The sequence below is a fragment of the Thioclava indica genome (genome assembly GCF_000714545.1).
Lineage (GTDB): Bacteria > Pseudomonadota > Alphaproteobacteria > Rhodobacterales > Rhodobacteraceae > Thioclava > Thioclava indica.
Map to the genome: position 1 here is coordinate 171,512 of NZ_AUNB01000040.1, position 22,859 is coordinate 194,370.

At 60.7% G+C, this 22,859-nt stretch carries 24 protein-coding genes, 1 other RNA gene and 1 pseudogene; 15 read left to right on the top strand and 11 right to left on the bottom strand.

What is annotated here, in order from left to right:
* The first annotated feature begins 203 nt into the window (after positions 1-203).
* Positions 204-1,262 (top strand): AbrB family transcriptional regulator, encoded by a 1,059-nt coding sequence (locus DT23_RS12865; RefSeq protein WP_038131778.1) that lies wholly within the window; start codon positions 204-206, stop codon positions 1,260-1,262.
* Between the two features lie 82 nt (positions 1,263-1,344).
* Here the strand turns inward: DT23_RS12865 and rpmG are convergent, their stop codons facing one another.
* Positions 1,345-1,512, bottom strand: coding sequence for a 50S ribosomal protein L33 (gene rpmG, locus DT23_RS12870; RefSeq protein WP_028719409.1), 168 nt, complete (start codon positions 1,510-1,512; stop codon positions 1,345-1,347).
* A 194-nt stretch (positions 1,513-1,706) separates the two neighbouring features.
* Between rpmG and DT23_RS20190 the strand changes: the two are divergent.
* Positions 1,707-2,326 (top strand): annotated as a pseudogene (locus DT23_RS20190) (methylated-DNA--[protein]-cysteine S-methyltransferase).
* A 60-nt stretch (positions 2,327-2,386) separates the two neighbouring features.
* Here the strand turns inward: DT23_RS20190 and DT23_RS12880 are convergent.
* The 4 genes from DT23_RS12880 to DT23_RS12890 form a co-directional block, all read right to left on the bottom strand.
* Positions 2,387-3,097, bottom strand: a complete 711-nt coding sequence (locus tag DT23_RS12880) for a tellurite resistance TerB family protein (RefSeq protein WP_038131782.1) — start codon at positions 3,095-3,097, stop codon at positions 2,387-2,389.
* Positions 3,098-3,177: 80 nt separating this feature from the next.
* On the bottom strand, positions 3,178-3,561 hold the full coding sequence (locus DT23_RS12885; RefSeq protein WP_038131784.1) for a DUF302 domain-containing protein: 384 nt from the start codon (positions 3,559-3,561) through the stop codon (positions 3,178-3,180).
* A gap of 155 nt (positions 3,562-3,716) precedes the next feature.
* Positions 3,717-4,124, bottom strand: an RNA gene (rnpB, locus tag DT23_RS18670) — RNase P RNA component class A.
* Positions 4,125-4,166: 42 nt separating this feature from the next.
* Positions 4,167-5,369, bottom strand: a complete 1,203-nt coding sequence (locus DT23_RS12890) for an MFS transporter (RefSeq protein ID WP_051697278.1) — start codon at positions 5,367-5,369, stop codon at positions 4,167-4,169.
* A 97-nt stretch (positions 5,370-5,466) separates the two neighbouring features.
* Between DT23_RS12890 and DT23_RS12895 the strand changes: the two genes are divergently transcribed.
* Positions 5,467-5,682 carry a hypothetical protein gene (locus tag DT23_RS12895; protein WP_038131786.1) on the top strand — a complete coding sequence of 72 codons (216 nt, stop codon included), beginning with the start codon at positions 5,467-5,469 and terminating at the stop codon, positions 5,680-5,682.
* 236 nt (positions 5,683-5,918) lie between these two features.
* The gene (locus DT23_RS12900; RefSeq protein ID WP_038131787.1) at positions 5,919-6,836 is read left to right on the top strand and encodes a hypothetical protein; all 918 of its coding nucleotides are present in this window, start codon (positions 5,919-5,921) and stop codon (positions 6,834-6,836) included.
* Between the two features lie 79 nt (positions 6,837-6,915).
* Here the strand turns inward: DT23_RS12900 and DT23_RS12905 are convergent, their stop codons facing one another.
* From DT23_RS12905 to gatC, 4 genes are read right to left on the bottom strand one after another with little or no spacing between them, the layout of a single operon-like run.
* Positions 6,916-7,602 (bottom strand): N-acetylmuramoyl-L-alanine amidase, encoded by a 687-nt coding sequence (locus tag DT23_RS12905; protein WP_240473614.1) that lies wholly within the window; start codon positions 7,600-7,602, stop codon positions 6,916-6,918.
* On the bottom strand, positions 7,602-8,306 hold the full coding sequence (locus tag DT23_RS18665) for a hypothetical protein (protein ID WP_051697279.1): 705 nt from the start codon (positions 8,304-8,306) through the stop codon (positions 7,602-7,604). Before DT23_RS18665 ends, DT23_RS12905 begins: the two co-directional genes overlap by 1 nt.
* Position 8,307: 1 nt before the next feature.
* On the bottom strand, positions 8,308-9,786 hold the full coding sequence (gatA, locus tag DT23_RS12915) for an Asp-tRNA(Asn)/Glu-tRNA(Gln) amidotransferase subunit GatA (protein WP_038131790.1): 1,479 nt from the start codon (positions 9,784-9,786) through the stop codon (positions 8,308-8,310).
* Positions 9,783-10,070: an Asp-tRNA(Asn)/Glu-tRNA(Gln) amidotransferase subunit GatC gene (gene gatC / locus DT23_RS12920; RefSeq protein ID WP_038131791.1), complete on the bottom strand. Its 288-nt coding sequence runs from the start codon at positions 10,068-10,070 to the stop codon at positions 9,783-9,785. The genes gatA and gatC overlap by 4 nt, the downstream gene beginning before the upstream one ends.
* Before the next feature lie 144 nt (positions 10,071-10,214).
* On the opposite strand from gatC, the gene DT23_RS12925 reads away from it, so the two are divergent.
* The 10 genes from DT23_RS12925 to DT23_RS12970 all read left to right on the top strand — a co-directional run bounded on the left by DT23_RS12925 (position 10,215) and on the right by DT23_RS12970 (position 19,374).
* Positions 10,215-10,907 (top strand): metal-dependent hydrolase, encoded by a 693-nt coding sequence (locus tag DT23_RS12925; RefSeq protein ID WP_038131792.1) that lies wholly within the window; start codon positions 10,215-10,217, stop codon positions 10,905-10,907.
* A gap of 83 nt (positions 10,908-10,990) precedes the next feature.
* The gene (locus tag DT23_RS12930) at positions 10,991-11,359 is read left to right on the top strand and encodes a MerR family transcriptional regulator (protein ID WP_038131794.1); all 369 of its coding nucleotides are present in this window, start codon (positions 10,991-10,993) and stop codon (positions 11,357-11,359) included.
* Between the two features lie 238 nt (positions 11,360-11,597).
* Entirely contained in the window at positions 11,598-11,996 is a 399-nt protein-coding gene (locus DT23_RS12935; protein ID WP_038131795.1) for a MerR family transcriptional regulator, read from the top strand.
* A 30-nt stretch (positions 11,997-12,026) separates the two neighbouring features.
* On the top strand, positions 12,027-13,802 hold the full coding sequence (locus DT23_RS12940) for an acyl-CoA dehydrogenase C-terminal domain-containing protein (protein ID WP_038131798.1): 1,776 nt from the start codon (positions 12,027-12,029) through the stop codon (positions 13,800-13,802).
* Positions 13,803-13,959: 157 nt separating this feature from the next.
* Entirely contained in the window at positions 13,960-14,319 is a 360-nt protein-coding gene (locus DT23_RS12945; RefSeq protein ID WP_038131799.1) for a DUF6404 family protein, read from the top strand.
* An 81-nt stretch (positions 14,320-14,400) separates the two neighbouring features.
* Positions 14,401-14,613 (top strand): hypothetical protein, encoded by a 213-nt coding sequence (locus DT23_RS12950; protein ID WP_038131800.1) that lies wholly within the window; start codon positions 14,401-14,403, stop codon positions 14,611-14,613.
* Between the two features lie 16 nt (positions 14,614-14,629).
* Positions 14,630-15,160 (top strand): hypothetical protein, encoded by a 531-nt coding sequence (locus DT23_RS12955; RefSeq protein ID WP_038131801.1) that lies wholly within the window; start codon positions 14,630-14,632, stop codon positions 15,158-15,160.
* 165 nt (positions 15,161-15,325) lie between these two features.
* On the top strand, positions 15,326-15,952 hold the full coding sequence (locus DT23_RS12960; RefSeq protein WP_038131803.1) for a glutathione S-transferase family protein: 627 nt from the start codon (positions 15,326-15,328) through the stop codon (positions 15,950-15,952).
* Between the two features lie 9 nt (positions 15,953-15,961).
* Positions 15,962-17,173 carry an acetyl-CoA C-acetyltransferase gene (locus tag DT23_RS12965; RefSeq protein ID WP_038131804.1) on the top strand — a complete coding sequence of 404 codons (1,212 nt, stop codon included), beginning with the start codon at positions 15,962-15,964 and terminating at the stop codon, positions 17,171-17,173.
* An 11-nt stretch (positions 17,174-17,184) separates the two neighbouring features.
* Entirely contained in the window at positions 17,185-19,374 is a 2,190-nt protein-coding gene (locus DT23_RS12970; RefSeq protein ID WP_038131807.1) for a 3-hydroxyacyl-CoA dehydrogenase NAD-binding domain-containing protein, read from the top strand.
* Between the two features lie 172 nt (positions 19,375-19,546).
* On the opposite strand, the gene DT23_RS12975 is transcribed toward DT23_RS12970, so the two are convergent.
* Positions 19,547-20,221 (bottom strand): Hint domain-containing protein, encoded by a 675-nt coding sequence (locus tag DT23_RS12975; RefSeq protein WP_051697280.1) that lies wholly within the window; start codon positions 20,219-20,221, stop codon positions 19,547-19,549.
* Between the two features lie 190 nt (positions 20,222-20,411).
* Positions 20,412-21,059, bottom strand: coding sequence for a sulfotransferase family 2 domain-containing protein (locus tag DT23_RS12980; protein WP_038131865.1), 648 nt, complete (start codon positions 21,057-21,059; stop codon positions 20,412-20,414).
* A 107-nt stretch (positions 21,060-21,166) separates the two neighbouring features.
* Here DT23_RS12980 and DT23_RS12985 point away from each other — a divergent pair, with 107 nt between their 5' ends.
* Positions 21,167-22,804 carry an AMP-binding protein gene (locus DT23_RS12985; protein ID WP_038131809.1) on the top strand — a complete coding sequence of 546 codons (1,638 nt, stop codon included), beginning with the start codon at positions 21,167-21,169 and terminating at the stop codon, positions 22,802-22,804.
* The last annotated feature ends 55 nt before the right edge of the window (positions 22,805-22,859 follow it).

The following is a 22,859-nucleotide window of genomic DNA, read 5'->3' on the forward strand; positions in this document are numbered from 1 at the left end:
TTTACCACATTTGCATCTTAGATGAAGAATTAGATCCGCGAACGAAAAAGGCACGCAAAACTATGAAGAACCTCGCAAAGCGCTTCAATTGCGCCAAACGGGCAGCGTCATCCCGGGCGCGCATTTCTACCATTGGCGCGCGGGGCAACTGTGCTATCTGACAGGCGAAACGCCTAAATGACTGCACCGATATGCCTCCCTTGATGACCCACCCCGCCCGTTGGCCCGCACCGCTGCGCTGGGGCGTGCTGATCCTTGGCTCCGGCCTGTTGGCACTGCTGCTGGGGCGTGCGCATCTGTCTGCGGCGCTGCTTTTGGGGCCGATGATCGTGGCGATTGCGATGGCGGGGGCCGGCTCTGGCGTGGCGATACCGCGCTTTGTTTTCATCATCGCGCAAAGCGTGGTGGGCATGATGATGGCGTCAAAGCTGCCGCCCGCGCTATTTCCCGAAATCGCGCAGGATTGGCCGATCTTCGCCGCCGGGATCTTGTCCACGGTGCTGGGCGCGACCAGTTTGGGCTGGCTGCTCTCACGCACGGGCATGCTACCGGGCACCACGGCGATCTGGGGCTCATCGCCCGGTGCAGCGACCGTGATGACCTTGATGTCGGAAAGCTACGGCGCCGATATGCGGCTGGTCGCGATGATGCAGTATTTGCGCGTCGCCTGCTGCGCGATTGCCGCGACGGCGGTGGTGAAACTGTTCGGTGTCACGCCTAGCCAGTCAGTGGTTGCAACGCCGGTCGAGACCACGCTGAACGCGCTTGATATCGCCAAAACGCTGGGGCTGGCGATTGGCGCGGGGCTGCTCGGTTGGCGGCTGAAAGTGCCCGGAGGCGGCTTGCTGACGCCGCTAATCGCCGGGGTGATCTACAATCTGAGCGGTCTTGGCGACATCGCCCTGCCGCAGCCTGTGCTGGCGCTTAGCTATGCGATTGTCGGCTGGGGAATCGGGATGCGGTTCTCGCGCGAGGTGCTGGCCCATGCCGCGCGGGTGTTGCCGCTGGTTCTGGGCATGATCGTGACGTTGATCGCGCTTTGTGCGGGGTTTGCCGCCCTTCTGGTGCAGTTCGCCGGGATAGAGCCGGTGACGGCCTATCTGGCCACCAGTCCGGGCGGCGCGGATTCGGTCGCGATCATCGCGGCGGGCACTCAGGTGGATATTCCGTTCGTGATGGCGATGCAGATCGGGCGCTTTCTGCTGGTGCTGATCGCCGGCCCTGCTTTGGCGCGCTATCTGTCGCGTGGGACACGCAGCTAGCCCTTTCCCCACAACCGACCCGACCAAAGCAAAAGGCCGCGCCCAACGGCACGGCCCTTCAACATAGTCCAAAGCGGCGATCTTATTTGATCTTGCCTTCTTTGTATTCGACATGCTTGCGCACGACCGGATCGTATTTGTTCACGGCCATTTTTTCCGTCATGGTGCGGGCATTCTTCTTGGTCACATAGAAGTGCCCGGTGCCCGCCGTCGAGTTCAGACGGATCTTGATCGTCGTCGGCTTCGCCATTTTAATTCTCCTAGCTCCGGGCACATCGGCGTGCCCGCGGAATCCTTGAAGCCCGCCTTTTAGCTATACGGCCTGCGGAGTCAACAACAAAACCCAGACCTACCCCAAGATTTCCCGCGCGCCTTGGCACAGAAATCGAAATAGACGCCCGTTTTTCGACAGCCCCGCGCGCAACCGGATGCTAAGTTTGTGTCATGCTGTTTGATTTGCCAGATCACGCCACCCTCTATCGCGCCCTGCTAGAGCGCGACTCGCGCTATGACGGGCAGGCTTTTGTTTGCGTGACCACCACCGGCATTTTTTGCCGCCTGACCTGTCCTGCGCGCAAACCGCTGGCTGAGAATTGCGCCTTCCACGACACGATCGGGGCTTGTCTGGAGGCCGGGTTTCGCCCCTGCAAACGCTGCCATCCGATGCAAGCCGCCGCGATGTCCGAGCCGGTGATCGCTACGCTTCTAGACGCGTTAGAGGCCGATCCAGCGCGGAACTGACAGAATATTTCGCAGGCCGCAGCGCGCAGTTCGCAACGCCGCTCGCTCAGCACGGATCAGAGTTCTCTCGCGCCGTCTGGGACGCGTTGCGCAGTATTCCCGCAGGCCAGACCCGCAGCTACGCCCAGATCGCTCAATCCATCCATCACCCGAGCGCCACCCGTGCCGTGGCGCGCGCCAATGGTGTCAATCAGATCGCGCTGATGGTGCCGTGCCATCGGGTGATCGGCGCAGACGGGTCGCTGACGGGCTATGGGGGCGGGCTGTGGCGCAAACAACGCCTGATCGAAATCGAGCGCAGCTACAAAACCGCCACCCCCTGAAACGCAAGATGCGGGCCAAGGCGTTTTGCCCCGACCCGCATCTCAAATCTCAAGCCCGGTTCAGGCCAGCGGCTTGCCCATCGACTGATGGATCAGCGCCACTTTCTCAGTTTCCAGCCCAAGCGCCGCCGCCAAGTTGGCGAGGTATTGCTTTTCGGCCTCGGTATCGACGGTGATCGCCATCAGCGCGGCGGAATAGACCTGCGCCTTCATGTTTTCAGCGGTGTCACGGGCCAGACCCGACACGTCGATTTCCGCGTCGAGTTCGGATTTCACGAAAGCGATTTCATCATCGGAGGCATCCGACAGGTGATCGAGAATCGTCGTGCGTTCCTGGTCATCAATCGAGCCATCGGCCTTGGCCGCCTGAATCATCGCGCGGATCATCAGTTTCGCCTGATCTTCCATCGCGGGTTCTGCCGCCGTGCCGCCCGTAACCGCGCCAATCATGTCACCCAGACCGCCAGCGCCCGTCTTGGCCGCCCCCGTCAGCGCGCCCATCAACGAGCCAAGCCCGGCCTCAGCCGCGCCCGTCGCCGAAGCCGCCTGCGTGCCGAATTTGGCAAACATATCGCGCACGCCCTCTTTGCCGCCGGGCACGCCCATCTTTTCGGCCATATCGCCGATCTGATCGGCCATGCCGCCGGGTTGTCCGGCGCTGCCAAGGGCGTCTTTCATCCCCTGCATGCCACCCATTTGCGAAAATTTCTGCGCGCCTTTTGCGGCGGCAAAGCCCACCGCCAACGTAGCCAATGTCTTGACGAAGCTCATGTCAGCCTCCCGAGTTGAGTTACCTTCGCGCCAGTCTTGCGCGTGATCCCCCGGAAGGCCAGCAAAAACGCCATATCGGGTCAAAGCGCGGCGATGACATCCTTGAGCATTGCGCGCACCTTGGTTGCGACCTCGGCCAGCCCGTCACTTTCAACCGCCTGCATCGAGGCCACCGGATCAACGGCCGAGACCTCGACCCCGCCCTCAACCTCGCGCAGGATCACGTTGCAGGGCAGCATCGCGCCGATTTTCGGCGCGTGCTGGATCGCGGCAAAGGCCTGTTTCGGGTTGCACGCGCCAAGGATTTTGTAGCGCGGCATGTCCTCGTTCAGCTTGGCTTTCATGGTGGCCGCAACGTTGATTTCCGTCAGCACGCCAAAGCCCGCCTCTGCCAAATCGGCGCGCACCTGCGCCTCGACTGAGTCGAAATCCCCGTCCAGCGTCTTGTCGATCGTATAAGTCATCTTCGCTCCTCCTGAAGGTTTTATAACTCTACCCTTTCAGCTTGGGGTCTGGCGCGAAAAAGAAAGGTCCAATAGCGCAGAGGTGCGATTGCATTTGCGCACAGAATGCTGCGCGCAGGCGGGCGAACGCCCTAAGTCTCAAGACCTTGAAAAATACGCGCGGATGGCCTGTAAGCCGGATTCTGTCCAAGGGTTGCCCCTCTGGATGACCATTCCTCTCGCCCTACGATTGCTCGCAGGGTCCAGCCGCCAACCCGGATCGCTCGGGGCGAAGTTCCCCTGCCGTCACCCATTGCCGGGGCGGCGCACGATCCCTATTCGGCGTTGCTCCCGGTGGGGCTTGCCATGCCAGGTCTGTTACCAGCCCCGCGGTGGGCTCTTACCCCACCGTTTCACCCTTACCGCACCAAGGCACGGCGGTTTGTTTTCTGTGGCGCTTTCCGTCGGGTTGCCCCGCCCGGGCGTTACCCGGCACCGTCACTTCATGGAGTCCGGACTTTCCTCGGGCACCCAGCTGTCCGCAAAACGGAGCTATGGGCACTCGCGGTCATCCGGCCATCCGCGCATCGCTGCAGATAGGCAATCGGATGCGGCGGGTCAATCGCCTAAGCGCGCGCGGCTCGCGACTCGCGTGCCAACAGGAACAGGGTGATCAGGCACAACAGCGCAACAATAGCGGCAAAGCCCAGCGCGCTGGCGTAAAGCCCAAAGACAGCGCTGGCCAAGCCCACCCCGACCACCGGTAGTGACAGCGCCACGTAGGACGCTGTGAAAAAGGTCGAAGTGACGGCGGCGCGCTCATCACTGGGTGCCGCCTGCGCGACCCGGCCCAGCCCGGCACGCAGCACCAACCCGTTCCCGATGCCCGCAATCATCGCCCCAATGATAATCACCGATAGCAGCGCCGCGCCAAGCCCGACGCCCAAGACCAACACCCCCGCCAAAAGCAGACCGACCCCGATGGGCAGGCGACGGTGCGCCGGAAAGAGCGGCAACAATATCTGCCCCAATACCGCCATCAGCAGGAAAGAGGCCACATCCAGCCCGACCAGAATCGCGCTGTGACGCCCCAGAACCTCGCCCAGAAATGCGGGCGACACGGCGGTGAAGAACCCTGCCACCATAAAGCCCGCAAAGGCCGCCGTGGCGGCGGGCACAAAGACCGGGCGGACCTCGGGCGGCACCTCAAGGCGCTGCATGCGCAGCCGCGGATGGGCCGGTTTGTTGACGGTTTCAGGTGCGATCACGATCAGCACAGCGCCAATCACGGCCAGCACCAGATGACTAAGATAGGGCGCAACCAGCGGATCGGGCGTGGCTTGCAAGATCAGCGCCGCAAATAGCGGCCCCAAGCCCAGCCCGCCCAGATTCGCCGCAACGGCCACCAGCGGGCCATGCGCGCGCCACCGCTCGGGCATCAGCTCGATCACCGAAACGGTCGCAGCACCGGTGTAGATCCCCGCCGAAACGCCCGAGATCAACCGCCCCAGCAAAAGCCAACTCAGCCCGTCGGAATATGCCAAGATCACATCGCTGAGCGCCGCACAGCCCAGCCCCGCCAGCAACATCGGTCGCCGCCCGATCTGATCTGACCAACGCCCCATGCCCAACAGCGCCCCGATCACCCCCACGGCATAGACCGCGAAAATCACCGTGATTATCGGTTCGGAAAACCCGAACTGCTGCCGATAGAGCGGGTAAAGCGGGGTCGGCACAGTTGTGCCCAGCATCACACTGAAAAACGCGAAGACGGTGCCCGGCAGCCCCAAAATTTGACGCAATCTGGAAGCGGCGTGAAAGGGCGTCATATGAAAACTCTCCGGAAATCTGGGAAATTGCTTGAGCGCGGCGCGTGCGTCCATGTACGCTCCACTTGGCGCGGCAGGGCGACTGGGCCACTCACGAATGGGTGAGCGCTCTGCGCAATCAAAGCCGCAATTTGCGAGCGCCCGGATCGAGGAAATGGCGGCGACAGAGCAGCCGATCGCCCCGCGCCTGCGCCAACACGATTGCGGGGACGCCGCGACAATAGCGCAAGGGCGGCCCCTGATTGAAGAGGCCAAGTTCGTACCCTCGGATGCGGTGGATCTGATGGATCTGCAAGATCAGAGCTACACCTAATTGCGCCCCTAAGCGCCCAAGCAAGAAAATACGAAAGAGGGGCGACGTGAGCGCATCTTTACGCCCCTTCATGCCGCTGTGACAGCTTCGCCACAGCGCGTTAACGATTATTAACGTTAACACCCACCGTGATTTGACGCGAAAACCTGCGCTAGCGTAAGACATTGTCAGCAAGAAGAAAATTCTTGTGCGACCGATCAGGCAATACGGTTGCTAAGAAACTTACAGGAGTTCACATGACGAAAATTGTAGCCGTCGCAGCGCTCGCCTGCGCCTTTTCACCCATGTCCGCATTTGCTCAGGATTATTCCGGCGCCGTAACCTTGGGTTACGCAAAATCGGATGTCTCCGACATCAGCGAAAACATTTACACGAACTCGCTTGACGGACGCGCCAACGTTCATTTCGATAATGGCGTAACGCTTGGTGCGAATGCCAATGCCGTGCGCGGTCACATGCAAGGGGTTTCGGGCCATATCACTGGCTCTGTCTTCGGCGTTCAAGGCAGCTATAAACTGCCGAGCACCCTCCGCTTTGGCGTCTACGCCGAAAAAGCAAAGCTGGACGTCACCGGGCTGGGCACCGATCTGTCCGCGACCTCTGCCGGGATCACCGCAGGTTATGACTATGCCAACGTGAAAATGGATGGCTTCATCGGCCGCACCACGACGAACCCCGATCTGCCCTCGGGCGTCGATGTAAATGACTACGGGTTTGCACTCAAATATACTGCGATGCAGAATGTAACGCTTGGCGGCAACGTGATGCGCACCCGTCTTTCGGGCGGTGGCAATCACGTCGATCTCGATATGATCGGCGTTGCCGGTGCCTATGCGTTCAACGACCAGTGGACCGCTTTTAGTGGCCTGACGCGCACCAAGATCAGTGACGTTGATGCCAAAGTGACAACCTTCGGTCTGGGCGTGAGCTATGACATGACCTCGCTGGTCAAAATCGGCTCCTCCGCATCGCTGGAATACGCACACACCAAGGGCGATCTGGATGGTGGCGACGGCTCGCTAAACACTGTGCGCCTTGGCGTCACGATCCCGCTCGGCCATTCGACCGGCAAAGTGCCGCTGAACAGCGTCGCGGACTCGATCCTGAAACCGACTCACAGCGTTGTCTCCTCGACCGTGCTCAGCGCGTTCTAAGACGCCTGAACTGCATTAGCGAAAGGCCGGAGGGGTTACCTCCGGCCTTTTTCATTGGGCAAACGCTGTCTGTCGCCGCCTAGCTGGCGCGCCAAGCCCCGCCATCATCGCCAAAACGCATCGCAAGATCCGCGATCAGCGCCATGTCGGTGCTATCGAGCGGCCCCTCATAGCGCGGACGAAAGCGCAGCCGGAACGCGGGCAGCAGTGTCTTGATCCCCAAATCGCCATAGCCGAAACTCTGCGCCAACGCGCAGAATGTGTCGGTACCGGGCGCGGGTGCAGTGCGCGGTTCGGGCCAGATCGACAGGCCCTGAGCCGCCAAACGCTGCCAATCAAAGCGTTGACCGGGGTCGATTTTGCGCCCCGGTGACATGTCGCAATGGCCGATGATATTTTCAGGCGGGATTGCCCAGCGCGCCATGATATCGCCCAGCAACCCCTCAAGCGCGGCCATTTGCGGCTCGGGGAAAGGGCGCTCGCCCAGATTGTCCAACTCGATCCCGATAGAGCGCGAATTCACATCCTCGCAGCCCCGCCATTGCCCCGCCCCGGCATGCCAAGCGCGCATCTCTTCGGGTACAAGTTGTTCGCTGCGCCCATCGTTGCCGATCAGCCAATGCGCCGACACTTCGGCCTCGGGCAGACAAAGTCGCCTACGCGCCGCGTCAAAGCTGGGCATCGCGGTGTAGTGGATCACGACCAATTCCGGGCGCGCGCCGCCCCGCCGCTCACCGAAATTGGGTGAGAGCAATGGGGCGCTCACTAGCGGGCAGCCTGAAACGGTGTCGGATCCCAACCGCAAGCGAACCCGTCGCCATCGGGATCAAGGTTCATCTTGTCGCGCTGCGGCCCACCCGAGGCCAGAAACGCGATCTGCGCCTGATCCGCCGAGATATATTTCGCGCAGGCCTTGTCGGTCGAGGTCAGGTGAATGCCGCCGCGTTTATAGACCGATTGGCCCGGGCGGTTGGACACTGACAACGCATAGGCTGCAAGATTTGGCCCAGACGCAGTGTTGTCCAAGATCGGTTGCGCTGCGACGGGCGCAGCGGACAGACTGGACGCCGCCGAGGTCGATCCGCTCGTCGCGTTCATCGCATCACCTGCGGGCGCGGTCTGTTGCAGGGCCGCCATCGCATCCGCGCCTATCGTCGAGCCTGCGCTACCCGACATCGCAGGTGCGGGAATCGACGGATCGGAGCCAATCGTGCCACTCGCATCAATCGACGGCGCAGACAGCGCATTGGTCGATCCCGGCGTTGCGGTGCCTGTCGCATTGAGCGGCGCGCCGGGTGGCGAAGGGTTGGTGCCGGGCGCGGTTGGCATGACGCCTTGGGCCGATGGCGGCACGATGGCCTGACCGCGCAATTGCGCCTCGCGCTGCGCCTCGGGGCCGGAATCGGGCATCGACGTCACGCAGCCCGCAAGGGCCAAAACGCCACCAAGAACTGCAAGAGCGCGCATCATATCACCACCATTTGTTGGGTTTCGCGGCAAACCCTGCCGCCTGTTCCAGAACGTAGGCGTGGTTCAAAAGTTCCCCTTCTTCCCACGGCCGCCCGATCAGTTGCAGCCCCAACGGCAAGCCCTTGGCATCCAGACCGCAGGGCACGGAAATGCCGGGCAGGCCAGCAAGGTTCACCGTCACGGTAAACACATCGTTAAGATACATCGCGACCGGATCGGCATCGACCATTTCACCCAGACCAAAGGCCGAGGACGGCGTGGCCGGCGTCAGAATCGCGTCGATCCCTTGGGCAAACACCTGTTCAAAATCGCGCTTGATCAGGGCACGCACCTTGCGGGCGCGGTTGTAATAGGCGTCGTAAAAGCCCGCGCTCAGCACATAGGTGCCGATCATCACGCGGCGCTGGACCTCGGGGCCAAACCCCTCGGCGCGGGTCTTTTCATACATGTCGGTGATGCCCTCGCCCGCGCCCAGCTTGGCGCGATGGCCATAGCGCACCCCGTCATAGCGCGCGAGGTTCGAGGACGCCTCGGCAGGAGCCACCACATAATAGGCGGGCAGCGCGTATTTCGTATGCGGCAGCGAGATATCGACGATCTCGGCCCCCGCATCTTTCAGCATCGCGATGCCGTTTTCCCAGAGGGTTTCGATCTCGGCGGGCATGCCATCCAGTCGATATTCCTTGGGGATACCGATCTTTTTGCCACGAATGTCCCCCGTTAGCGCCGCTTCGAAATCGGGCACAAGGATATCGGCAGAGGTCGAATCCTTGGGATCATGGCTGCACATCGTGCCCAACATGATCGCGGCATCGCGCACCGATTTCGTCATCGGCCCGGCCTGATCGAGGCTGGAGGCAAACGCCACCACACCCCAACGCGACACACGCCCGTAGGTCGGCTTGATGCCCACGATACCGGTAAACGCGGCGGGCTGGCGGATCGAGCCGCCGGTATCGGTGCCCGTTGCGGCCAGACAAAGATCGGCTGCCACAGCCGCCGCCGAGCCGCCCGAAGAGCCGCCCGGCGTGAGCTGCCGGTCATCGACTTTCCACGGGTTTACAACCGGACCGTAGCAGGCGGATTCGTTGCTCGAGCCCATCGCGAACTCGTCCATGTTGAGTTTGCCCAACATCACCGCGCCCGCATCCCACAGGTTCTGCGTCACGGTCGATTCATATTCCGGTTTGAACCCTTCGAGGATGTTCGAAGCCGCTTGCGTCGCCACGCCTTTGGTCGCGAACAAGTCCTTGATGCCCAGCGGGATACCGCACATCGCAGGTGCATCGCCCGATTTGATCCGCGCATCGGCGGCCTTGGCCTGCTCTAGCGCGATCTCGGGGGTTTTGTGCACGAACGCATTGAGCGCCCCTGCCCCTTCGATTTCGCCCAGACACGCCTCGGTCAGTTCCACCGAGGTCACATCGCCCTTTTTCAGCGCATCGCGCGCATCCGCAATCGTCAGTTTGTTCAGGCTCATTCGACCACCTTCGGCACGGCAAAGAAACCCTCGCGGGCATCGGGGGCGTTTTTCAGGATTTTCTCGGGATAACCGCCATCGGTCACGACATCTTCGCGCCGCTTCAGACGCATCGGCGTGACCGAGGTCATCGGCTCTACGCCCTCAACGTCAACCTCGTTGAGCTGCTCCATGAAGGTCAGGATGTTGGACAACTCGGATGCAAGCGCGGGCAGGTGATCTTCGGGCACCCGGATCCGGGCCAGATGCGCCACCTTGCGCGCGGTGTCGATATCAATGGACATTGGGTTTCTCCGCTATTCTTGGATCGCGGTTTAGCCCGTGCATCAACCGCTTTCAAGCGCCCCGCCAGATTGTGAGCGGCTACCCCCCTGTCACGCGCGAATTTGCGCCCTAATCTTAGGACAAACCCAAAAGGAGGACCAAAGATGAAACTGACCTGGCTTGGCCATTCCGGCTTTCGTATTGAAACGGGCGATACGGTGATTTTGCTCGACCCGTTCCTGACCGGCTCACCCGTCTTTCCCGCAGATAAGCGTAGCGAGGCGATCAGGGGAGCAACCCATATTCTGCTGACGCATGGCCATGGCGATCATGCTGGCGATGCCGTGCCAATTTCCAAGGAACTGGGCATTCCGGTCTATTGCATCCACGAGTTGTCGATCATCCTCGGCGCGGATGGCGCGCAGACGGTCGGCTTTGGCAAAGGCGGCACGGTCGATATTGGCGGCGCAAAGGTGACGATGGTGAACGCCACGCATTCGGCCTCGATTGATTATAAAGATCAGGGCCTTGTCTACGCCGGCCAGCCCGCCGGCTTTATGATCGCGGCAGAAGGGCACACGATCTACGTCACTGGCGACACCGACATTATGGCGGATATGGCGTGGATGGGTGAGTTGCACAAACCCGATATCGGAATTCTCTCGGCGGGCGGCCATTACACGATGGACATGGCGCGCGCGGGTTGGGCGGCGAAGAAATACTTTGATTTCAAGACCGTAATCCCGTGTCATTACAAAACCTTCGACCTGCTTGAACAATCCGCGCAACCGTTGATTGACGCCTTGCCGGGCGTTGATGTGATCGAACCCAAGATCCTGAGCCCCATCGAAATCTGAGAAATTACGCGGCCGGGCAGCGCAGCATCGCTTGAAGAGCGCCGCCTGGCGCGCTAGATTCTGGCCTCAAGAGGAGAGGCAGTATGTCCGATTTGCTGACGTTCAAGGAAATGTGCGAGCGCTTTGACGTGACCCCCCGCACCTTGCGCTATTATGAGTATATCGAACTTCTAAGCCCGCAAAAGGAGGGGCGCTCGCGGTTCTACGGCCCCCGTGAGATTGCCCGCATGACCCTGATCCTGCGCGGGCGTCGCTTTGGCTTTTCGCTCGAAGAATTGCGGCAATGGCTGCAAATTTACGACCAAAAAGGCACAGACGAGCAAAACCGCGTCTGGATCGAACTGGCCGATCGCCAGTTGGGCGTGCTGAAAGAACAGCGCGACGAGCTCGACAGTGCGATTAATGACCTACGACAATTGCGTGATCAGGTCTCCACACCTCTTGATTCTTGATTGCAAAGTGCATTCCCTGGCGTCACCCCGCTCGAATACGTTCAAGCGGGCTTGACGATTTACGTTGCGTTCAGCGAAAGATTATTTCCTAACCGAATGGTAAAAAGTTTCTGACATTACGTCATCAAAGTTGTGACGCCACGTTATGGTGACGTGCACGTCAAGAACTCTTGTAATACTGGGGCAGTCAGATGATCTGCCCCTCTGCGTTACGCTAAGTTAGCACGGGGCTGTGAGCATGACCGAAGACGAAGTTTTAACGATCCGCGAGATGTGTGACGCATTCAATGTGACGCCGCGCACCTTACGGTTCTACGAGAGCAAGGAGTTGCTGTTTCCCATTCGCGAGGGACAGAAGCGGCTATTTACGCGACGTGATCGCGCAAGGCTGAAACTGATCCTGCGCGGCAAGCGTTTCGGGTTTAGTTTGGAGGATATCCGCCAGCTGCTGGATCTGTACGAAATGGGCGATCAGCAAAAGACACAGCTGCACGAGACGATCAAGATCGCGCAGCAACGTATGTCGGAAATGTCCCGCCAGCGCGACGAGCTGGGGCAGGCCATTTCCGAACTGGCCGATCAAATCGGCTGGGCCGAGAAACAACTGGATAAGGCGCGCCAAACCGACGCGGCCTGATCCGCGATTGACGAAAAACGGGAGGACGCCATGCCGAATTTCACCGCCAACACCAAAGATATGCAATTCGTTCTGCAAGAGGTTCTGAAAATCTCGCAGACCGATATTCCGGGCTACGAAGAGATGGAGCCCGATTTCACCGAGGCCGTTCTTGAGGCCGCTGGCAAGGTCAGCGCCGAGGTGCTCGCCCCGCTCAACGAGGTGGGCGACAAAGAGGGCTGCGTGTTGGAAAACGGCGTGGTGCGCACCCCCAAGGGGTTCGACAAGGCGTTCGCCGCAATGAAAGAGGGCGGCTGGACCGCGCTGGATTGCGACCCCGAATATGGCGGTCAGGGCATGCCTTATGTGCTGAACTGCGCGGTGGGCGAGATGTTCGTGTCCGCCAATATGGCGTTCAACATGTATCAGGGCCTGACGCATGGCGCCTATTCCGCGATCCATACGCACGGCACGGACGAGCAGAAATCGACCTACCTGCCCAAGATGGTCAGCTGTGACTGGACCGGCACGATGAACCTGACCGAGCCCCATTGCGGCACCGATCTGGGTCTTATGCGCACCAAGGCCGAGCCGCAGGATGATGGCTCGTATCTGATCACTGGCACCAAGATCTTCATCTCGGCAGGCGATCATGATCTGTCCGAGAACGTCATCCATCTGGTGCTGGCGAAAACGCCGGGCGGCGGTGACGGCCTTAAAAGCGTGTCGCTGTTCATCGTGCCGAAAATCTTGGTGAACGACGATGGCTCCTTGGGCGAGCGCAACGGCGTCTCGGTTGGCAAGCTTGAAGAAAAGATGGGCATCCACGGCAACGCAACCTGCGTGATGAACTATGACAGCGCCAAAGGCTGGCTGCTGGGCGATATGTATAAGGGCATGCGCGCGATGTTCACGATGATGAACGAGGCGCGTCTGGGCGTGGGCCTGCAAGGCTACGCAGTTGGCGAAGCCGCCTATCAAGAGGCCGTGGCCTATGCCAAGGACCGCCTTCAGGGCCGCGCCGTGACCGGCGCCGTTGCGCCTGAAAAAGCCGCTGACCCGATCATTGTGCATCCCGATGTGCGTCGTAGTCTGATGGATCAGAAAAGCTTTGTCGAAGGCGCGCGCGCGTTTACTTTCTGGGGCGCACATCTGATCGACCGCGTTCATAAGGCTAATGATAAAGAGGCCGACGGGCTGATCTCGCTGATGACTCCGGTCATCAAAGGGTTCCTGACTGACAAGGGCTTTGAAACTGCGGTGCAGGCGCAACAGGTATTCGGCGGGCATGGCTACACCGAAGACTGGCCGATGTCGCAGCATGTGCGCGACGCGCGCATCGCGATGATCTACGAGGGTGCGAACGGCATTCAGGCGCTCGATCTGGTGGGCCGCAAGCTGGCACAAGACGGCGGCAAGCATGTCATGGCCTTCTTTGATATGGTCAAGGCCGAGTGCAAATCGCATGACGATGACGAGCGGATGAAACCGTTCACCGATGCGCTGAAAACGGCCAGCAAACAGCTTCAGACGGCGGGGATGTTCTTTATGCAAAACGGCATGAAGAACCCCAACGCGGCGCTGTCGGGCAGCTATGATTTCATGCATCTGATGGGCCATGTCTGCTTGGGTCTGATGTGGACGCGTATGGCAAAAGCGGCCTACACCGCGCTGGATAATGGCGCTTCGGACAAGGACTTTTACGAGGGCAAGATCGCCACGGGCCGTTACTACATGGCGCGCCAACTGCCTGCTTGCGCGACCCATCTGGCCCGCATCGAAAGCGGTGCCGATCCGGTCATGGCGCTGGCTGACGATCAGTTCTGATCGCGCCAGTCGTCACGTAATTGCAACAGATCGCGGCGGGCTTCGGCTCGCCGCTTCAATTTTATCTCACTGTCATGTGCGAGCGCGTGTGCGCTCTGTTCATTGCGCGTTCACCCCTTCTCGCTACCCTTAGACGCGTCAGGGGAATGAAACAGCCATGCAGATGGGACTTGCAGAAACCAATCGCCGTTACGCCGCAGCACGGGCCGAGCTGCGTGCCCGTGGGGTGTTGCGCGACGCCAACCCCGATCTATGGGCGCGCCTGCTGAATTGGGGCGGACTAGAGCCGCGCCCGGTGCTGTATCTGTCTTGGCAGCAAAGCGTGCTGCTTTATGCGCTGGGCTTCGCGATTGCACAGCTTTTCGTGGATGATCTACTTGATTGGTCAACCGGCTTGACCTTTGGCGCACATACTGCGGCGCTCGTGCTGGGCGCGCTGCTTTTCGGCAGCCTCAGCGCGATTGCCCAGATCTGGCGCAAACGCAAGCTTGGCTTGAGCGACTGGGAACAGCTTTAATCCCGGCGGCAGGAAACGGGCATGGTCACGCCAGTGGATTTTTCCTAGTCTAAGCTGAAATCGCGCCAGCCGGAGCCATCCATGCCCAAACGCCTGAAACTCACCCGCCGCTTTCCTGTGGCGATGACCAATGATGCTTATCGCCGCCTGAACCGGTTCGCTCAAGAAGCCGAGATCACGCCGGACGAAGCCTTGACCTTTGTCTTCGAGCACTTCAACTCCGTGACCGATCACGAGAACCTCAATCACAGGCTGCGGCTGTTCAAGGCGGAACTGCCCGAGCGCAAAGCCTAAGCGCGAAAGGCCCGAAATGCCCCGTCTGATCCTTGCAAGCGTGCTGTTTCTGGCCACAAATCTGCCCGCGTTTGCGTTTGACGCCTCGGACCGTAACACGATCCTGCAAGAGGCAGCGGGCTTTGAGCGCGCGGTGCAGCACAAGAATTACGATGTGTTTTTCGACACCGTGCCACCCAGGATGATGCGCGCCTTGGCTGCGCAATCTCACCTTGGCGTAGATGCGCTGGAAAGCCAGATGGAAACGCAGATCGACAAGGCGATGGCGCCGGTTGTGATTGATAGTTTCGACATGGATGTCTCGGCGATGCAAAGCGGGCACACCAAGGCGGGGCGCGCCTTTGCCACGATCCCGACGATCTCGGTTATCGAAATTCCCGGTCGTGGCACCTTGCGGCGCACCGACACCACCTTGGCGCTACAAGACAATGCCGAATGGTATCTGATCCGCCTAGATAGCCCCGCGCAGCTGGCGCTGTTGCGTAAGACCTATCCCGATTTCCGCGCCATCACCTTCCCCAAAGACACTGAAGAAGCGCTGCAATAGCCGCCCGCACTTCACCTTAACTTCATCTTTCGCAACGGAACGTCACGCGCGCTCTCGCGTTGGACGCGACGTCGTGGTGGAATGACGTTGCGGCGAAATGCCTGCAAGGGGCTTACGTTCGCGTCACTTACGCGCCAGATTATGGGCAGACGAGGGGGAGGTCGCATGACCGCAAAACTGTATTGCTTCGGAGAATCGGGCAACGCCTACAAGGCGGCGCTGACGATGGAGCTGGCCGGCTATGACTGGCAGCCGCTCTATGTCGACTTCTTCAACGGCGAGGCGCGCAGCCCCGAATATCGCGCGCTCAACGAAATGGGCGAGGCGCCGGTTTTCGTCGAAGGCGATCTGACCCTGACCCAATCAAGCGTGATCCAGCTGCATATCGCGGAAAAGACCGGCAAGTTTCTGGCCGATGATCGCAATGAGATGCTGCGCTGGATGTTCTGGGATGCGCAGAAGGGCACGGGCCAGCAAGGCGGCTTGCGCTTTCTGATGAACTTCCTACCCGAAGATAAACGCCCTCAAGAGGCGATCAAATGGCTCAAGGGCCGCGTTCTGACGGCGCTCGCCACGCTTGAAGCCCATCTGGCGGGGCGCGACTGGATCGTGGGCGATGCCCCGTCCATCGCGGATTTCGCCTGCTGCGGCTACCTGTATTACCCCGAACCCTTTGGGTTCGAGCGTAACGATTTCCCCAATATCAGCCATTGGCTGGACGGTATTGCCGCCCTGCCCGGCTGGAAACATCCCTATGATTTGATGCCCGGCAACCCTTCCGACCGGGCGTAAGGAGGAACCATGACGGAAGCCTATATTTATGACGCAGCGCGCACCCCTCGGGGTAAGGGCCGCAAGGATGGATCGCTGCATGAGGTGAGCTCGGTCGCGTTGTCCGCGCGGCTGCTGAACGCGGTCAAGGAACGCAACGGCCTGGAGGGCCACGCGGTCGAGGATGTGATCTGGGGCAACGCCACGCAGGTCATGGAGCAGGGCGGCTGCCTTGCCCGCTCGGCGGTGCTGCTGTCGGATCTGGATGAACGCATCCCCGGCCTGTCGATCAACCGCTTTTGCGCCTCCGCGATGGAGGCGGTGAACCTTGCCGCCAACCAGATCAAGGGCGGCGCTGGTAATGGCTATATTGCCGGCGGCGTTGAGATGATGGGCCGCGTCGCGATGGGCTCGGACGGGGCGGCGATTGCCGTTGACCCGCAGCTTGCGATGAAAACCTATTTCGTCCCGCAGGGTATTTCGGCGGATATTATCGCCACCGAATACGGCTTTAGCCGCGAAGACGTGGACGCGCTTGGCGTTGAAAGCCAGCGTCGCGCTATTGAAGCGATCAAGGACAACCGCTTTGCCAAGTCGATCGTGCCGGTTGTCGATCAAAACGGCCTCGTCATTCTTGATCACGACGAGTTCCCGCGTCCGGGCACCACGATGGAAACCTTGGGCTCATTAAAGCCGAGCTTTAAGGATATGGGCGAGGTGATGCCGGGCTTTGATAAGATCGCGATGCTGAAATACCCTCATCTCGATCACATCAACCACGTCCACCACGCGGGCAACTCGTCCGGCATCGTGGATGGTGCCTCGGCGATCCTGATCGGCAACAAGGAATTCGGCGAAGCGCATGGTCTCAAACCCCGCGCGCGCATCCGCGCTACTGCCAAGATCGGCACCGATCCCACGATCATGCTGACCGGCCCGGTGCCAGTGACCGAGAAGATCCTGAAAGACAGCGGCATGTCGATTTCCGACATCGACCTGTTCGAAGTCAACGAGGCCTTCGCCGCCGTTGTCCTGCGCTTCATGCAGTTCTTCAATGTCGATGCGAGCAAGGTAAACGTTAATGGCGGCGCTATTGCGATGGGTCACCCGCTGGGGGCGACCGGCGCAATCATCATCGGCACGCTTCTGGATGAATTGGAACGGCGCGACCTGAGCACCGGTCTGGCAACGCTTTGCGTGGCGTCCGGCATGGGTGCCGCCACCATCATCGAACGCGTGTGAGGGAGGGACAAATGGCTGATTTCAAATACGAACTGGGCAGCGACGGCGTTGCCATCATCACTTGGGACGTCCCCGAGAAATCGATGAACGTGATGAGCATGGAGGGGTTCACCCTTCTCGACAGCTTCATCGACAAGGCGCTGGCCGATGACGCCTGCAAGGGTGTGGTTATCACCTCGGGCAAGGCTGACTTCGCAGGCGGGATGGATCTTAATGTCATCGCGCAGATGCGCGAAGGCGGCGCGCAGGCGATCTTTGACGGCGTGATGAGCATGCACCACGTCCTGCGCAAGATCGAGCGCGCCGGGATGGACCCGAAAACCAACAAGGGTGGCAAGCCGATTGCGGCCGCCCTGCCCGGCACCGCGCTGGGGATCGGTCTGGAGCTGCCGCTCTCGACCCATCGCATCTTTGCCGCCGACAATCCCAAGGCCAAGATCGGGCTGCCCGAAATCATGGTCGGCATCTTCCCCGGCGGTGGCGGCACGACGCGCCTGTCGCGTAAACTTGGCGCGATGGTCGCGGCCCCGTTCCTGCTGGAGGGCAAGCTGAGCGACCCGAAGAAAGCCAAAGCGGCTGGCCTGATCGACGAGGTGGTCGAAGATCCGGTTGCGGCTGCGAAAGACTGGGTTCTCAACGCCAAGGACGCCGATCTGGTGAAACCATGGGATGCCAAGGGCTACAAAATGCCCGGCGGCGCGCCCTATCACCCGGCGGGCTTTATGACCTTTGTCGGTGCTTCCGCGATGGTGCATGGTAAGACCGCGGGCGTCTACCCGGCGGCCAAGGCGCTGCTTTCGGCGGTCTATGAGGGTGCGCTTGTTCCCTTCGATCAGGCGATCAAGATCGAGGCGCGTTGGTTCACCAATGTGCTCTTGAACCCGTCTTCGACGGCGATGATCCGGTCGCTCTTTATCAACAAAGGCGCGCTGGAAAAAGGCGCGAACCGCCCCGACGCCCCCGATCAGACCGTGAAAAAAGTCGGCATTCTGGGGGCTGGCATGATGGGCGCGGGGATTGCCTATGTCAGTGCCGTGGCCGGGATCGAAGTCGTGTTGATCGACAACGCTCAAGAGGCTGCCGATCGCGGGAAATCCTATTCCGAGAGCATTCTCGACAAGGGGATCTCGCGCAAGAAGGTCACCGAGGAGAAGAAAACCCAAGTGCTGGGCCGCATCACCGCAACCACCGATTACGCCGCTCTTGAGGGCTGCGATCTGATCGTTGAGGCGGTGTTCGAGGATATGGGCGTCAAGGCCGAGGTCACCAAGAAGACCGAAGCCGTGATTCCCGACACGGCGATCTTTGCCACCAACACCTCGACCCTGCCGATCACCGAACTGGCCAAGGCCAGCGCGCGTCCCGAGCAGTTCATCGGCATTCACTTCTTCTCACCGGTGGACAAGATGCTGTTGGTCGAGATCATCAAGGGGGCGAAAACCGGACCGGTGGCCGTGGCCAAGGCGCTCGATTTCGTGCGCCAGATCCGCAAGACGCCGATCGTGGTCAATGATGCGCGCTTCTTCTACGCCAACCGCTGCATCATCCCCTATATCAACGAGGGCATCCGGATGCTGGCAGAGGGCGTGAACCCGACGCTGGTGGAACATGCCGCGACGCAGGTGGGGCTGCCGCTGGGGCCGCTGCAACTGGTGGATGAGACCTCGATTGATCTGGGCGTGAAAATTGCCAAAGCGACCAAGGCCGCGATGGGCGATGACTACCCCGATGGGGCGGTCGATGATGTGCTGTTCTGGATGGCCGATCAGGGCCGGATGGGGCGCAAGTCGAACGCGGGCTTTTACGAGTATGACGACAAGGGCAAGCGTCAGGGTCTATGGGAAGGTCTGGATGCCAAATTCCCGCGCGCCGATGAGCAACCTGATGTGACCCACGTTCAGCACCGTCTGTTGATGGCGCAGGTTCTGGAGGCCGTGCGCGCCTTTGAACAAGGCGTGCTGGAAGACATCCGCGAGGGTGACGTAGGCGCGATCCTTGGCTGGGGCTTTGCGCCGTGGTCGGGTGGCCCGTTCTCATGGCTCGATATCCTTGGCGCAGGCAAAGCGGTCGAGATCTGCGACGCGCTGACTGCACAATACGGCGCGCGTTTCGAGGCTCCGGCCCTGCTGCGCGATATCGCTGCCAAGGGTGACACGTTCTATGGCCGCTTTGGCAAAGGTCAGGCTGCGAAAGCCGCCTGATCGCGACACGACAGACCGGGGCAAGGCGCGGTTCCCTGCACTTGCCCCGGTTGAAATGAAGCGCCGGGGTCTGCAAAGGCCCCGGCGTTTTCATGCCTCCCCAAACCCGCAAACGCAAACCGCCGCGCCCATTTCGGGTCGCGGCGGTTTTGGCAATCACGGGCGGGCGGGTTTATTCGGCAGCGTAGGCGTAGCTGTAGTCCGCCTCGAGCATGTCCTCTTCGATCATCTCCGCTACGATTGAACGCGCCATGTCCAACGGCAGCGCCTCATACATCGCGGAAGTGGGTTCGATCATCGCGCTCAGGCTGCCTGCATCAACAGAGCTGCAATGGATCATGCCGGTGCCGTTGGCATAGATGACCTCATCACGATCGAATTCCAGCACCACGACCTCTACCTTTTGGTGTGGCGTGATGCGGTCGATCCCGCGGTAGCCTTCAAGGGCGGCAGCCGGGATCAGCGCAAAGGGGTCACCAAACACCGCCTCGGCCATATCGCTTTCGACCAAAACGCTCTGCTCGGGCAGCAAAAGCATCGCGGTCGCATTGCCCAGCGCGCCGACGGGAACGGCGAGCGGTTGCAGATGGCGCGGACAGTTGTTGGAGCCAAGCCACAGCTGCATGCGTTTGACAGCCACCACCGGGCGCGGCCCGTGATCAAAGGTCATCACCATGTCGCCCGCCACGATCCCCTCAACCGGGCGCCAGCCCATCTCGGTCGCAATCCGTGTGCCCGCGATGATCCCCTCGCTTTGGTTCACACCCGAGGCATGACCTGCAGCGTTCGACAGCATCGCATCGAAGTCATGGGCGTCTTGGCGCGCTTTGGCGGAGGTCCCGAACATATCCGTCTTCCTTCTGAAGAACCCCGAGCGGGGCGTTTACCGATGTGTTCACTCGAAGTGATTCCTGCGATGATTCGTGGGCGCGAAAGCGGCGACAAAAAGGCATTGAGGCAGCCTGCGCCACAGTTCCGCGTCAACCTATGGGATTGTTGCGCGAAATCGCGACAACTGGTCAATTTCTATTAAGACTTCAGAAAGAATAGCCAAAGCGCGCGATGTCGGGCGCGCAAATTCGCGCCACCAGCGCGTGATCGGCGTCGGTGTAATAGCCCCGCCAATCGCGCGCCCGGCTGGATTCATTGACTCGTGCGAAGGGGGTAATGGCAAAACCCAAATGCGACTCGAGCGGGGCGGCGTCTTGCTGCGCATGTTCGAGGCGGATAAACTGGTCACACCGCTCGGCCCCGTCCGGCCCGCGCATATAGCTGCCATAGGGCGCAGCCGCGATAGAGGCCTGCATCTGCGGATCCGCCAGAAACCCCGAGAAATCCAGCGTCTTGGCCAGCGTCACCGCCGGGTGATCAAACGTCTGCACGCGCAGCCAGTGATAATAGCTCACCAGCCGGTCCCACGGATTGCGCACCAGCGTAAAGGTGAAATACCTCTGCGCCTCATCCGCACTATAAAGCCCGATCCCATCTGCCAGCGTGCTGTGTTTCCACAACCGCCCCGCCGTTTGCACGCCCGTCAGTCGTCCCTTGCGACGGCGCGCCTTGGGCGTATCCCCGATCAGAATATCATCGGCCATCGCGCGTGCCTCTAACGCCAGCGCCAGCGCCGTGCCTCCCGTCTTGGGGATATGAACAAAGATATAGCGGCGGCCATGCGAGACGATCATACGCGCAACCTTAGCGACAACTGTGATCGACGAAAAGCGCCGCGCCCCCTTCACATTCCTGCGCGAGGGGCGGTAAATGCGCAAGGATATTACCGAAGGAGGATTTCATGGGCTGGCTTGCTGACGAAACAGGTCTGGAGAAATGCGCGGCGAACTATGTGCCGCTGACACCCTTGTCCCATCTGAACCGCGCGCTTGACGTGTTTCCCGAACGCACGGCGGTGATTTACGGGACGCGCAAGCTGACTTACGTCGACTACCATGCGCGCGTCAGCCAACTCGCCTCGGCTCTCAAGGCGCGCGGGATCGCGCCGGGCGATGTGGTGGCCACGCTGCTGCCAAACACCCTGCCCCAAGTCGAGGCCCATTTCGGCGTGCCTGCTTGCGGCGCGATCCTGAATGCGATCAACACGCGGCTCGATGTGGCGACCATCGCTTATATCTTTGAACATGGCGGAGCCAAGCTCGTGCTGTGCGACACGGCGCTTTTGCCGCTTGCCGAAGAGGCGCTTAAGGCGATGTCCGGCGCAGCACCCCAGATCATCGAGGTCGCCGATCCCGAGCATGGGTTCGAGCCGACCGGCCATTATCTGGAATATGAGGCGCTGCTGGCCAAGGGCGATCCGATGTTTGACTGGGTCATGCCGCAGGATGAATGGGAAAGCATCGCGCTGAATTATACCTCGGGCACGACGGGGCGGCCAAAGGGCGTGGTCTATCACCATCGCGGTGCCTATCTATCCACCATCGGCAATATGGTGTCGTGGCGGATGCAACTTTACCCGGTTTTGCTGACCATCGTGCCGCTGTTTCACTGCAATAGCTGGACGCATGCCTGGATGGTGCCGATGCTCGGCGGCACGGTCGTGTGCTGTCGCGATGTCACCGCCAAGGCGATCTATGACGCGATTGCCGATCATGGTGTCAGCCATTTCGGCGGCGCGCCGATTGTTCTTAATACCATCGTCAATGCCAAAGACTCTGACCGGCGCGCCTTTGACCATATCGTCGAGGTGTTCACCGCAGGCGCACCACCCCCCGCCTCGACCCTCGCTGCGGTCGAGCCGCTGGGCTTTAACGTCACGCAGACCTACGGCTTGACCGAGACCTACGGCCCTTCGGTGGAATGCACATGGAAGCCAGCATGGGATGGCGCCGCAGGCGACGAACGGGCCAGCCTGAAGGCGCGCACCGGCGTTATGATGGCAATGATGGAAACCGTGACGGTGCATGACCAAGGCCAAGAGGTGAAACGCGACGCGGCCCATCTGGGCGAGATCGTGATGCGCGGCAATATGGTGATGAAGGGCTATTATAAAAACCCGCAAGCCACTCATGAGGCGTTCGAGGGCGGCGTGTTCCATTCCGGCGACATCGCGTTCTTGCATCCCGATGGCTACATCAAAATCACCGACCGCGCGAAGGACATCATCATCTCGGGGGGCGAAAACGTCTCGTCGGTTGAGGTCGAGGGCGTGATCGCTGCGCACCCGTCCGTGTCGCTGGCCTCGGTCGTGGCCAAGCCGGATGAGAAATGGGGCGAGGTGCCCTGTGCGTTCGTCGAATTGAAGGACGGGGCCGAGACCACCGAGGCCGAGATCATCCAGTTCTGCCGCGAACGTCTTGCGGGCTTCAAGACGCCCAAGCGCGTGATCTTTGCGGACCTGCCCAAGACCTCGACCGGCAAGATCCAGAAATTCGAGCTGCGTGCCGTGGCGAAACTGCTTGATCAGGAACAGGGCTAAGCACGGGTGCGGCGCGGTCGGGGACTGCGCGAGCTATGGTTGAATCTGGGTGACG

Bases quoted from the DNA above. Each gene is read 5' to 3' on its own strand.
- DT23_RS12940 (WP_038131798.1), top strand. From the start codon at position 12,027: ATGCCGAATTTCACCGCCAACACCAAAGATATGCAATTCGTTCTGCAA.
- DT23_RS12935 (WP_038131795.1), top strand. From the start codon at position 11,598: ATGACCGAAGACGAAGTTTTAACGATCCGCGAGATGTGTGACGCATTC.
- DT23_RS12960 (WP_038131803.1), top strand. From the start codon at position 15,326: ATGACCGCAAAACTGTATTGCTTCGGAGAATCGGGCAACGCCTACAAG.
- DT23_RS12950 (WP_038131800.1), top strand. From the start codon at position 14,401: ATGCCCAAACGCCTGAAACTCACCCGCCGCTTTCCTGTGGCGATGACC.
- DT23_RS12965 (WP_038131804.1), top strand. From the start codon at position 15,962: ATGACGGAAGCCTATATTTATGACGCAGCGCGCACCCCTCGGGGTAAG.
- gatC (WP_038131791.1), bottom strand. From the start codon at position 10,070: ATGTCCATTGATATCGACACCGCGCGCAAGGTGGCGCATCTGGCCCGG.
- DT23_RS12865 (WP_038131778.1), top strand. From the start codon at position 204: ATGACCCACCCCGCCCGTTGGCCCGCACCGCTGCGCTGGGGCGTGCTG.
- DT23_RS12890 (WP_051697278.1), bottom strand. From the start codon at position 5,369: ATGACGCCCTTTCACGCCGCTTCCAGATTGCGTCAAATTTTGGGGCTG.
- DT23_RS12970 (WP_038131807.1), top strand. From the start codon at position 17,185: ATGGCTGATTTCAAATACGAACTGGGCAGCGACGGCGTTGCCATCATC.
- DT23_RS12900 (WP_038131787.1), top strand. From the start codon at position 5,919: ATGACGAAAATTGTAGCCGTCGCAGCGCTCGCCTGCGCCTTTTCACCC.
- DT23_RS12955 (WP_038131801.1), top strand. From the start codon at position 14,630: ATGCCCCGTCTGATCCTTGCAAGCGTGCTGTTTCTGGCCACAAATCTG.
- DT23_RS12925 (WP_038131792.1), top strand. From the start codon at position 10,215: ATGAAACTGACCTGGCTTGGCCATTCCGGCTTTCGTATTGAAACGGGC.
- DT23_RS12930 (WP_038131794.1), top strand. From the start codon at position 10,991: ATGTCCGATTTGCTGACGTTCAAGGAAATGTGCGAGCGCTTTGACGTG.
- DT23_RS12885 (WP_038131784.1), bottom strand. From the start codon at position 3,561: ATGACTTATACGATCGACAAGACGCTGGACGGGGATTTCGACTCAGTC.
- DT23_RS12895 (WP_038131786.1), top strand. From the start codon at position 5,467: ATGGGTGAGCGCTCTGCGCAATCAAAGCCGCAATTTGCGAGCGCCCGG.
- DT23_RS18665 (WP_051697279.1), bottom strand. From the start codon at position 8,306: ATGATGCGCGCTCTTGCAGTTCTTGGTGGCGTTTTGGCCCTTGCGGGC.
- DT23_RS12985 (WP_038131809.1), top strand. From the start codon at position 21,167: ATGGGCTGGCTTGCTGACGAAACAGGTCTGGAGAAATGCGCGGCGAAC.
- DT23_RS12945 (WP_038131799.1), top strand. From the start codon at position 13,960: ATGCAGATGGGACTTGCAGAAACCAATCGCCGTTACGCCGCAGCACGG.
- DT23_RS12975 (WP_051697280.1), bottom strand. From the start codon at position 20,221: ATGTTCGGGACCTCCGCCAAAGCGCGCCAAGACGCCCATGACTTCGAT.
- rpmG (WP_028719409.1), bottom strand. From the start codon at position 1,512: ATGGCGAAGCCGACGACGATCAAGATCCGTCTGAACTCGACGGCGGGC.
- gatA (WP_038131790.1), bottom strand. From the start codon at position 9,786: ATGAGCCTGAACAAACTGACGATTGCGGATGCGCGCGATGCGCTGAAA.
- DT23_RS12880 (WP_038131782.1), bottom strand. From the start codon at position 3,097: ATGAGCTTCGTCAAGACATTGGCTACGTTGGCGGTGGGCTTTGCCGCC.
- DT23_RS12980 (WP_038131865.1), bottom strand. From the start codon at position 21,059: ATGATCGTCTCGCATGGCCGCCGCTATATCTTTGTTCATATCCCCAAG.